We start from the raw sequence: 10,344 nt of genomic DNA, 5'->3' as shown, positions 1-10,344 counted from the left end.
ACCGGCGCACGGCACGACGGCGCACGGCACGACGGCGCACGGCACGACGGCGCACGGCACGACGGCGCACGGCACGACGGCGCACGGCACGACGGCGGACGGCACGACGGCGCACGGCACGACGGCGGACGGCGCGGCCACAGCCCAGTGACCCGGTGCCCGGTGCCCGGTGCCCGGTGATCAGGCCGGGCGCAGCTCCAGCGTGCAGCACTTCGCACCGCCGCCGCCCTTGAGCAGCTCGGAGACGTCCACCGGCACCGGCTCGTACCCCTGCTCGGCCAGCCGGCCGGCCAGCGCCTTGGCGGTCTCCGGCAGCAGCACGTGCCGGCCGTCCGAGACGGCGTTGAGGCCGAACACCTCGGCGTCCGCGCGGTCGGCCAGGATGGCGTCCGGGTAGAGGCTGCGCAGCAACGCCTGGCTGTCCGGTGAGAAGGCCGCGGGGTAGTACATGACGTGGTCGTCGTCGAGGACGGCGAGCGCGGTGTCCAGGTGGTAGAACCGCGGGTCGACCAGGGTCAGGCTGAGCACCTGGACGCCGAACAGCGCCCGGGCCTCGGCGTGGGCGGCCGGGTCGGTGCGGAACCCCGTGCCGGCGAGCACCCGGCGGCCGGCCACCAGGTGGTCGCCCTCGCCCTCGTTGACGTGGCCGGCCCGGTGGACCTCCCGGTACCCGTGGGCGCGGAACCAGTCCTGGTAGGCGTCGGACTCGCCGGCCCGCTCGGGGTGCCGGAAGGTGGCGACCAGCGCCCGGCCGTTCAGCACGGTCGCGCCGTTCGCGGTGTAGACCATGTCGGGCAGGCCGGGCAGCGGGTCGATCAGCTCGACGGTGTGGCCGAGCCGGCGGTACAGCCGGTACAGCTGCTCCCACTGGCGGACGGCGAGCGCGGTGTCGGTCGGCCGCGCCGGGTCCATCCAGGGGTTGATCGCGTAGTCGACGGTGAAGTGCGTCGGCCGGCACATCAGATAGCGCCGCGGCCTGGCGACGCGCTCCGGGGTTCGGTTCGGCATGCGGCAACCTCCGCCGTCCGGGGTCTCGGGAGTCGGGGCGTGCGATGGAGCGGGCGCGCGTCGGGGCGGGGTGTGCGGTCGCGCCGGCGCGGCGCCCAGAGGGCGGCTGCCCGGGTGCGGCGGTTCGCACACACGCGCGGACGCGCCCGATCGGCGCACTCCCCGGCGCACCCGCGCGCCCCACCGGCGCACGGCGGGCCACCTCACACGCCGGGAGGGCGCCGCCCTACCAGCGCAGCGCCGTGAAGTCGATCGGCTCGGCTTCAGCTCCCGGCACCGCGCGGCCGGCCCGCGCAGCCGCCGCTCGGCCTCCGCGGCCGGTAGCCGGCGCCGGTCGCCGCGCCCCGGCAGCAGCCACTCGAAGCGCCGCCGCCCGAGTCAGCGGCCGAGCGAGGCGGCCAGTTCCTCGATCGAGTACCAGGTGACGCCGTCGGCCACCTCGAAGTCACCGGTGGTGCGGGACCAGGTGAAGCCGTCCCCGGTGAAGCAGTGCCGGTCGTCGGCCAGGTGGCGGACGCTGCCCGCGGTGTGCCCGGGGAACGGGTGGACGGTGACGCCGGGCGCGACCTCCACCGGCCCGGCACCGCGCAGCACCCGGTCGGCGTCGGGGGCGGCGTCCGGGTCGCCCTCGTGGATCCACAGCCGCGCGCCGAAGCGGTCGGCGTAGGCGCGTCCGTGCGCCGCGTGGTCGCGGTGGGTGAGCAGGACGTCGGTGACCGGGCCGAGCCCCTCGTACGCGGCGGCCAGCCGCTCGGCGAACCGGGGCGTGTCGATCACGGAACGGCGAACGGCGGCGGCCCGACAACCGCCGCTCCAGGTTCGCCCGGCCGGCTCCAAAACCGGAAGGAGCTATGGATCTTGTGTTTCTCGCGGTCTGACGCTCCGTCCGGAACGCCGGCCGACCTCGCCCTACGTGGCCCATCTCACGTACCGGTACGGGCCACCTACGGTGGCGTAGGTCACTTGAGAAGGTGAACTATCTCCTTCATGCCGAACCTCCAGGAGACCCTTGACCTCAGTTCGTACGCCGCTCTCGGGGACAGCTTCACCGAGGGCCTGAACGACCCCGGCGCCGACGGCGCCTTCGCGGGCTGGGCGGACCGGCTCGCGGGGCTGCTCGCCGAAGGGCGGCCGCCGGGCGCCTTCCGGTACGCCAACCTCGCGGTGCGCGGCCGGCTGCTGGACCAGATCGCCGCCGAGCAGGTGCCGCAGGTCCGCCGGCTCCAGCCCGACCTGGTCACCTTCTGCGCCGGCGGCAACGACATCCTGCGCCCGGGCAGCGACCCGGACGAGGTGGCCGAGCGCTTCGAGGCCGCCGTCGCCCAACTCGCCGACTCCGCCGGGACGGTGCTCATCTGCACCGGCTTCGACACCCGCGGCGTGCCGCTGCTGAAGCACCTGCGCGGCAAGATCGCCACCTACAACGGCCACATGCGCGCGGTCGCCGACCGCTACGGCTGCAAGGTCGCCGACCTGTGGTCGCTGCGCTCGGTGCAGGACCGCCGGGCGTGGAGCGAGGACCGGCTGCACCTCTCGCCCGAGGGGCACCAGCGGGTCGCGCTGCTGGCCGCCCGCTCGCTGGGCCTGCGCACCGAGCAGGACCCGGAGGCGCCCTGGCCGGCCCTGCCCGCCCAGTCCGCCGCCGACCACCGCCGGGAGGACATCCAGTGGGCGCGCGAGTACCTGCTGCCGTGGGTCGGGCGGCGCCTGCGCGGCGAGTCCTCCGGCGACCACGTCGAGGCCAAGCGGCCGGAACTGATGCCGCTCTGACGTCGCGTCAGCAGCGGTAGCGGTCGGCGTCGGCCGGGCGCAGCCGTTCCCGTCAGCGGGGGCGGCCGCGCCACGGCCGGGCGGCGGCCGTGTGCAGCGCCGCGGCGAGCGCGGCGCCGGCCAGGTACCAGAACAGGTCCGGCGGGTCGAACGTGGAGCCGAGGACCAGCCGGGCGAGCGCGCTGCGGCGGCCCAGCTCGTCCGGCACCCCGGTGAGCTGGTAGAACTCGACCGCCCAGCTCAGTCCGGCGGCCGCCACCGCCACGGGCAGCGGGCGCAGCCGCGGGGCCACGAGCACCACCAGCGCGTACACCAGCACCGTGTACAGCGCGTCCCCCGCGTACTTGGCGAACGCGCCGCCGGCCACCGCCCGTACGCCCAGCCCGGCCGCCACCGTCAGCACCGCCGCCACCGCGGCCGCGACGCGCACGGTCCGCCTCCCCCGAAGATCATCCACCCGGCCAGCCTACGGGCGGACCTGACCGACGACGCCGCCGGAACCGCGGCCGCCCGGGCGGCGTCCCTCCCTCCCGACGGGACGCGGCGGCAGGCGGTAGCCTGCTGCCCGGCCTGCCAAGGGGCCGGGTCCGCGCAGGTCGCGGGCGGGAACGACAGAAGGACGGGGCGGGGCGCAGTGACGCAGCTGACCGAAACGGTGGAGGGGCCCGCCCCGCGGGCGGGCGCGGCGGAGCAGCACGGCCGGGGGCCGGGGCGGCGGTTCGCCGTGGAGGGGTTCGCGCCGCGCCACGACGGCCTGGCCCGCGAGCGCGGCAAGGCGCTGCGCGAGCGGCTCCCGCGCGAGCGGCACGCCGAGTTCGCCCCCGCCGACGACCGCCCGTCCGCCGTCGAGGCGATCGAGGCGTCCAACGCCGGCCGGCTCGCCGACCTGGTGCCGATCCGGCTCGGCCGGATGGTGGCCACCCCGTTCGCCTTCCTGCGCGGGTCGGCCGGGCTGATGGCCGCCGACCTCGCCACCACCCCGGCGACCGGGATCGGCGCCCAGCTCTGCGGGGACGCGCACGCCGCCAACTTCGGCCTGTACGGGGACGCCCGCGGCCGGCTCGTGATGGACATCAACGACTTCGACGAGACCGTGCCCGGCCCGTGGGAGTGGGACCTCAAGCGGCTCGCCGCCAGCCTGGTGCTGGCCGGCCGCGAGATCGGGGCCGACGAGACGACCGCGCGCCAGGCCGCCTTCGACGCGGCCGGCTCGTACCGGCGCACCATGCGGATCCTGGCCAAGCTGCCCGCGCTGGACGCCTGGAACGCCGTCGCCGACGACCAGCTGGTCTCCTTCGCCCAGGCGCACGAGCTGACCGAGGTGCTGGAGAAGGTCGGCGCCAAGGCGCTCGGCAACACCAGCGCCAAGTTCGCCGCCAAGTCCACCGTCCGCACGAAGGAGGGCGGTTGGCGGTTCACCGCGGCTCCCCCGGTGCTCAGCGAGGTGCCGGACGCGACGGCCGGCGCCGTCGCCGCCGCACTCGGCCCGTACGTGCGGACGGTGCCCGCCGAGGTGCACCCGCTGCTCGCCCGCCACCACGTGCAGGACGTGGCGTTCCGCGTGGTCGGCACCGGCAGCGTCGGCACCCGCTCGTACGTCGTGCTGCTGACCGACCACCGGGACCAGCCGCTGGTGCTCCAGGTGAAGGAGGCGCGGCCGTCGGTGCTGGTGCCGCACCTGGCCCGCGCCGGGTTCCCGGTCACGGCGCCGGACAGCCACGAGGGCCGCCGGGTGGTGCTGGGCCAGAAGCGGATGCAGGTGGTCAGCGACACCCTGCTCGGCTGGACGACGGTGGACGGACTCCCCTACCAGGTCCGGCAGTTCCGCAACCGCAAGGGCAGCGTGGACCCGGCGGCGCTGCTGCCCGGCCAGCTGGACGACTACGCCCGGATCACCGGCGCCCTGCTGGCCCGGGCCCACGCGCACACCGCCGACCCGGGCGCGATCACCGGCTACTGCGGCAAGAACGAGGCGCTGGACGACGCGGTCGCCGCCTTCGCGGTGGCGTACGCGGACCGGACCGAGGCGGACCACGCCGACCTGGTCGCGGCCATACGGGCCGGCCGCCTGCCGGCCGAGCACGGTATCTGACGATCCGTCACCGCAGGCCCCGGCCAGCGGGGTTCAGGAACGGCGCGACCGCCGCGACGAACTCCGCCGGCCGGGCCCGGTGCACCAGGTGCCCGGCTTCGACGGTGACCATCCGGCAGTCCGGGATCCGGCCGGCCAGCTCGGCGAGGCGGTCCTGCGGCACGTGACTGGCCGGGCCGCCGGCCACCACCAGGGTCGGCGCGGTGATCTCCGCCAACCGCTCCAGCCACGCCCGGTCCGGGGTGTCGATCTGTGCCTTGATCGCCTTCACCACCGCCCAGTCGAAGCCCACCGGCCCGTCCGGGGCGTCGGCCACCGGGGTCGCGGGGCGCGGGTACGGCGCGGGGACGTCCTCCAGCACCAGCCGCCCGACCCGTCCGGGCTGCTCCTGGGCCACCAGGTAGGCCACCACGCCGCCCATCGAGTGGCCGACCAGGTCGACCCGCTCCAGGCCGAGCGCGTCCAGGAAGCCGAGGACGTCGTCCCGCATCCCGGTGAGGCCGTACCGGCCGGGACGGCCGCTGGCGCCGTGCCCGCGCAGGTCGAGCGCGTACACGCGGTGGTCCGGGGCGAGCCGGGGAAGCACGCCGGCCCAGTCGTCCGCCCCCTCCCCCAGGGCGTGCAGCAGGACCAGCGGCGGACCGCCGGGGCGGCCGCTCTCCCGGTAGGCGAGGGTGAACTCCGGCAGTTCCACGATCCCGTGCGTCGTCATGCCGATCACCGTACGCCGCACCGGGCCCGGAGCGGCCGGATGTTCTCCCACCGCTCAAAGCCCGGCCGGAGGCGTGGCGGACACCCGGCGGACGTCCGGGCCCGCCGCTACGCCTTGGTCGTCGCCTCCGGCCTCCGCGTCCGCCCGACCGCCGCCCCGGGCTCCCCCTCCCGGTCGGCCGACGCCCGGCCCGCGTACACCGACGCCAGCACCGCCAGGCCGGCCACCGCCGCGCAGACCACGCTCGCGTACGCGTACGCCGCCCGGTGCCCGCCGCCGCCCCCGGTGGCGCGCAGGTAGACGCCCGACAGCGCCGAGACGCTGACCGCCGCCGCGATCCGCTGGGCCATCTGCAGGATCGCCCCGCTCACCCCGGCCGCCTCGGCCGGCGCGTGGCGCAGCACGTACGCCTGGTTGGTGGCTCCCATCACGCCGACCGCGGCGCCGCCCAGCAGCTGCAGCACGGCGAGCAGCCAGGGCAGCGCACCGGCCGGGCCCCACCGCACCACGAGTCCGCCGGCCAGCATCACCAGGGCCGAGCCGGTCATGCCCGCGGTGACGGTGCGCCGGCCGAACCGCTGCACCACCCGCCAGGCCAGTGCGGAGGCCACGCCCATGGAGACCGCGGAGGGCAGCGCGACCAGCGCCGCGCCCATCGGGGAGAGCCCGAGGCCGTCCTGCAGGAACATGGTCAGCACCAGCCCGGCCGCGATCGAGGAGCCGAACTGGGCCATCGCGACGGCCGTGCCCAGCGCGTACGGCCGCGACCGGGTGAGCGCCGGGTGGATCAGCGGCTGGCGGCCCGCGCGGGCGTAGCGGCGCTGCCACCGGGCCAGCGCGGCGAGCAGCAGCCCGGCGCCGGCCGCGAAGGCGAGCCAGCCGGTCCAGCCGGGCGGCTGGACGAAGGGCAGCATCAGCGTCAGGGTCAGCGCGGCCACCAGCAGCAGCCCGACCACGTCCAGGTCGGCGGCCCGGGCACTTCGGCGCGGCCGCGGCAGGTGGCGGGCGGCCAGCACCACGGTGGCCAACCCGAACGGCACGTTGAGCAGGAAGGTCAGCCGCCAGCCCTGCTCGGGCCCGACGGCGGCCAGCACCGCGCCGCCCACCGGCGGCCCGAGGGCGAAGGCGAGCCCGCCGGTCACGGCGTACATCCCGAGCGCCCGGGCGCGGAGCTGGCCGCCGAACACGTCCTGGATCGTGCCGATCATCTGCGAGTTGACCAGTCCGGCCCCCGCGCCCTGGAGCAGCCGGGCCGCCACCAGCACCCACGGCTCGGTGGCGGTCGCCGAGAGCAGGCTGACCGCGGTGAACAGCGCGAGGCCGGTGACGAAGAACCACTTGCGGCCCCGGACGTCCCCCAGCCGGCCGCCGGGCACCAGCGCCAGCCCGAAGGCGAGCGAGTACCCGGCCACGATCCACTGCAGGTGGGCGGGCTGGGCGTGCAGGCTCTCGCGCAGCGCGGGGATCGAGGTGTTGAGCACGGACTGGTCGAGCAGCGTGGTGAACCCGCCCGCGACGCAGACCAGCAGCACCCGGCGCCCGGCGGCGTCGAAACGCTCCTTCGGCGCCCCGGCCGTGGACGGCTTCACGGCACGACCACCACCAGCGCGTACCGGGCGTCGGCGGGGCCCGGACAGCGGAACCGGGTGGTCTCGGCGACGAACCGCAGACAGTCACCGGCCCCGAGCAGCTCCGGCTGCCCGTCCACCGTGAGCTCCAAATCGCCCTCCAGCAGCCAGAGATGGTGCTCCAGCCCGGGCACCGCCGGCCGGTCGTAGGCGAGGTCGGCCCCCGCCGGCAGCCTCCCCTCGATCATCTCCGCCCGCAGCGCCCCGTGCGGCGGCGAGACCGACCGCCGGACGAACCCGGTCGCCTCGTCCCGCCACACCTGCTGCTCCCCGGCCCGCACCAGGCGCGCCGGCGCGGACTCCACCTCCGCCAGCAGCCGCGACATGGTCCGCCCGTACACCGCGCAGAGCCGCCCCAGCAGCGCCGCGGTCGGGCTGACCTCTGCCCGCTCGACCCGCGAGAGCGTGGACCGGCTCACCTCCGCCCGCCGCGCCAACTCCTCCAACGTCCAACCGCGTTCGAGCCGCAGCTCGGCCAGCCTGTCGGCCAACCTCTCGTCGGCCGCCGTGTCGATTCCCATATTCGCGATGCTATCCCGGATCTGAGATCGAAAGGAGAGGGCGGACGACGGCGGCCGGCGTGTGCGCCGACCGCCCCGGACCCGGATATGACCGCGACCGGGGCGGCGGCCATGGGCTACGATCGCGCAGCCCAGAACGGGCGTACGACTGGTGGGGGACGAAGGACATGACCGAAGCGGCAGTGACCGAGGGGCCCGGCGAAGGCGTCGGCGAGGACGGCGCGGCGCCCGGCTCGGGCCAGCCGGGCCGCAAGGACGGGCCGAGCGGGGTGGCGCAGGCCGTGACGGCGGTGCTGCTGTTCGGCGGCACGGCCGCGCTGCTGTGGTGGGCGGGCGCCCTCGGACACGCCTCGGCACCGGACGCGAAGCCGGCCGCCTGCATGGCACCGAAGGAGACGGACGCGCCGGAGTACCCGGCGCTGTGCGCCGCCCTCAACCGGCCGGACCTGCCGACGCTGGTCGGCATGCCGACCGAGCGCGTCTCGGTCGCGCAGTCCGGCGGCGGGCCGATGACCTTCGCGGACGGGACGAAGGTCTACGACGCCTCGGCGAAGGTGCAGCTCGGTTCGCTCATGGTTCAGCTCAACGACAACCACGGGACCGGGGTGCGGGAGTCCACCCTCTTCGCCGAGTCGAAGGAAGGGCCCACGTCGGTCCTCGGCCACCCCGCGATGACGTACTCGGACCACACGATGAAGCTCTCCTTCGGCCTGACGGGCGGGAACGCCAGCGCCGGGACGGGGGGCATCGCGCGGCACCTCGTCGTCGCGAAGGACACCAAGGCCGGCGCCGGGTCCTTCGAGCTGACGATCTGGCGGCAGGACTTCACGACCCCGGACGACGCGGCCCTCTTCCGGGTCGCCGAACAGGTGCTCCCGACGCTCCAGGGCTGGGTCGCGGGAGGGTAGGGCGTGGGCACGGCCCCGGCCGGTGCGGGGCGGCTGTCACGGGACCGTCACAGTCCTCCGCAGCTCGGCCCGTTGCTCATATGATGTGCCTGACCAGGGCCGATGCGGGCCCGCGCAGGCGAGGGGGATCATGTTCGGCATCATCAGGCCGTGTCGGCACCGGCTGTCCGAACGACTGCAGACCTCGTGGATGGCGCACCTGTGCGGGCTCTGCCTGGCGCTCCGGGACGACCACGGGCAACTGGCCCGGACCGCCACCAACTACGACGGCCTGATCATCTCGGTGCTGGTCGAGGCGCAGAGCGCCCGGGACGACGCCTCCTGGCGCCGCACCGCCGGCCCGTGCCCGCTGCGGGGGATGCGAACCGCCTCGGTCGCCAAGGGCGAGGGCGCCCGGCTGGCGGCCGCCGTCTCGCTGGCGCTCGCCTCGGTGAAGATCCGCGACCACGTCGAGGACCGGGACGGCGTGTTCGCCCGTCGGCCGGTCGCGGCCGGGGCCCGCGCGGTGACCAGGCGCTGGGACCGGAAGAGCGCGGGCAGCGCCTCCGCCGTCGGCTTCGACACCGCCGTACTGCTCGACGCGGCCTCCCGTCAGGGCGAGTTGGAGCGCGGGCTCGCCCCGGGCGGGTCCGTCCTGCTGGTCACCGAGCCCACCGAGAGCGCCACCTCGGCCGCGTTCGCGCACACCGCCGTGCTGGCCGGGCGGCCGGACAACGCCGCACCGCTGGCCGAGGCGGGCCGGCTGTTCGGCCGGCTCGCCCACCTGCTGGACGCCGCCGAGGACCAGGCCGCGGACGCCGCGAGCGGCGCGTGGAACCCGCTCACCGCGACCGGCACCGACCGTGCCGAGGCCGAACGCCTCTGCCGGGACGCCGTCCACGGCATCCGGCTCGCACTGCGCGACGTGGAACTGACCGACCGCGCCCTGGTGCACGTCCTGCTCGCGCACGAGACCGAGCGTGCCGTGGAGCGGGTCTTCGGGCCCGCCACGCACGCGGCCGCCTGCCGGACGAAGGGCGCGCCCACCGCGTCCAACCCGTACCAGACGCCGCCGCAGCACGACCCGCACCAGGCCCCGCCGGCCGGCCCGGGCGCGCCGGTCCCGCCGTGGGTCCCGCAGGGCCCCGGCTTCACCCCGCCCGGCGCACCGCCGCCGCACCGCCGCAACCTGCTGGCCGGCTGCGCGGTCTGGGCGCTGATGGCCTGCACGTGCCAGCTGATGTGCTGCGACCACGACGACCCCTTCTCGCGCGAGCGCAGGGAAGGCTGGTGCGCCCGGCAGAACTGCGACTGCGGGAACTGCGACGGTTGCGGCAACTGCGACGGCTGCTGCCAGTGCTGCCAGTGCTGCGGCGACGACGGCTGCTGCGGCGACGGCTGCGGGTGTGACGGCTGCTGCGACGGCGGCTGCGACTGCGGCTGCAACTGACCCCGCGCCCGTGAACGGCCGGGCCCGGCGCGATGGGCGGCATGCGCACCGCGCCGGGCGGGCCGGCCCGGGTGCCGACAACCCTTCACCGGCGTCCCGCGTGGGGGATATCTGGCGATCCACCCTCGTTTGCGTGCATTAGTATGCCGTTCGAAACGGGGCCGGGACGATCGGGGGATCATGCGTAACGCGGGCTTGGTGCACCAGGTGCGGATGCTGCGGGCGGGGGTGGGTGACCCGGCGTTGATGGTGGCGCAGTTCCGGTTGAGTGCGGTG

At 75.9% G+C, this 10,344-nt stretch carries 9 protein-coding genes and 1 pseudogene; 4 read left to right on the top strand and 6 right to left on the bottom strand.

Annotated features, from left to right (window positions below; genetic code table 11):
* Nucleotides 1-180: 180 nt before the first annotated feature.
* Nucleotides 181-1,008: a dimethylargininase gene (gene ddaH / locus ACFVHB_RS26680; RefSeq protein WP_380327281.1), complete on the bottom strand. Its 828-nt coding sequence runs from the start codon at nucleotides 1,006-1,008 to the stop codon at nucleotides 181-183.
* Between the two features lie 226 nt (nucleotides 1,009-1,234).
* Nucleotides 1,235-1,785: pseudogene (locus ACFVHB_RS26675) on the bottom strand (MBL fold metallo-hydrolase); the annotation flags it as partial.
* A 210-nt stretch (nucleotides 1,786-1,995) separates the two neighbouring features.
* Between ACFVHB_RS26675 and ACFVHB_RS26670 the strand changes: the two are divergent.
* A complete protein-coding gene (locus ACFVHB_RS26670) occupies nucleotides 1,996-2,778 on the top strand; it encodes an SGNH/GDSL hydrolase family protein (protein ID WP_380327279.1) in 783 nt (260 codons plus the stop codon).
* A 52-nt stretch (nucleotides 2,779-2,830) separates the two neighbouring features.
* Here ACFVHB_RS26670 and ACFVHB_RS26665 read toward each other — a convergent pair whose 3' ends face one another.
* Nucleotides 2,831-3,208 (bottom strand): DUF2809 domain-containing protein, encoded by a 378-nt coding sequence (locus ACFVHB_RS26665; RefSeq protein ID WP_380327277.1) that lies wholly within the window; start codon nucleotides 3,206-3,208, stop codon nucleotides 2,831-2,833.
* A gap of 204 nt (nucleotides 3,209-3,412) precedes the next feature.
* On the opposite strand from ACFVHB_RS26665, the gene ACFVHB_RS26660 reads away from it, so the two are divergent.
* Nucleotides 3,413-4,870 carry a DUF2252 domain-containing protein gene (locus ACFVHB_RS26660; protein WP_380327275.1) on the top strand — a complete coding sequence of 486 codons (1,458 nt, stop codon included), beginning with the start codon at nucleotides 3,413-3,415 and terminating at the stop codon, nucleotides 4,868-4,870.
* A gap of 7 nt (nucleotides 4,871-4,877) precedes the next feature.
* Here ACFVHB_RS26660 and ACFVHB_RS26655 read toward each other — a convergent pair whose 3' ends face one another.
* The 3 genes from ACFVHB_RS26655 to ACFVHB_RS26645 all read right to left on the bottom strand — a co-directional run bounded on the left by ACFVHB_RS26655 (nucleotide 4,878) and on the right by ACFVHB_RS26645 (nucleotide 7,731).
* Complete coding sequence (locus ACFVHB_RS26655) at nucleotides 4,878-5,582, bottom strand: alpha/beta fold hydrolase (protein WP_380327273.1); 705 nt, start codon at nucleotides 5,580-5,582, stop codon at nucleotides 4,878-4,880.
* A 107-nt stretch (nucleotides 5,583-5,689) separates the two neighbouring features.
* Entirely contained in the window at nucleotides 5,690-7,171 is a 1,482-nt protein-coding gene (locus ACFVHB_RS26650) for an MFS transporter (RefSeq protein WP_380327271.1), read from the bottom strand.
* Nucleotides 7,168-7,731, bottom strand: coding sequence for a helix-turn-helix domain-containing protein (locus ACFVHB_RS26645; RefSeq protein WP_380327269.1), 564 nt, complete (start codon nucleotides 7,729-7,731; stop codon nucleotides 7,168-7,170). Before ACFVHB_RS26645 ends, ACFVHB_RS26650 begins: the two co-directional genes overlap by 4 nt.
* 167 nt (nucleotides 7,732-7,898) lie before the next feature.
* Between ACFVHB_RS26645 and ACFVHB_RS26640 the strand changes: the two genes are divergently transcribed.
* A complete protein-coding gene (locus ACFVHB_RS26640) occupies nucleotides 7,899-8,639 on the top strand; it encodes a DUF6215 domain-containing protein (RefSeq protein ID WP_380327268.1) in 741 nt (246 codons plus the stop codon).
* Nucleotides 8,640-8,769: 130 nt separating this feature from the next.
* Nucleotides 8,770-10,068, top strand: a complete 1,299-nt coding sequence (locus ACFVHB_RS26635) for a DUF5685 family protein (protein ID WP_380327266.1) — start codon at nucleotides 8,770-8,772, stop codon at nucleotides 10,066-10,068.
* Nucleotides 10,069-10,344: the final 276 nt, after the last annotated feature.

The sequence above is a fragment of the Kitasatospora sp. NPDC127111 genome, from assembly GCF_042677465.1.
GTDB lineage: Bacteria > Actinomycetota > Actinomycetes > Streptomycetales > Streptomycetaceae > Kitasatospora.
Note: the sequence above shows the minus strand (reverse complement) of the source record. Positions and strands in the feature narration are given on the sequence as shown.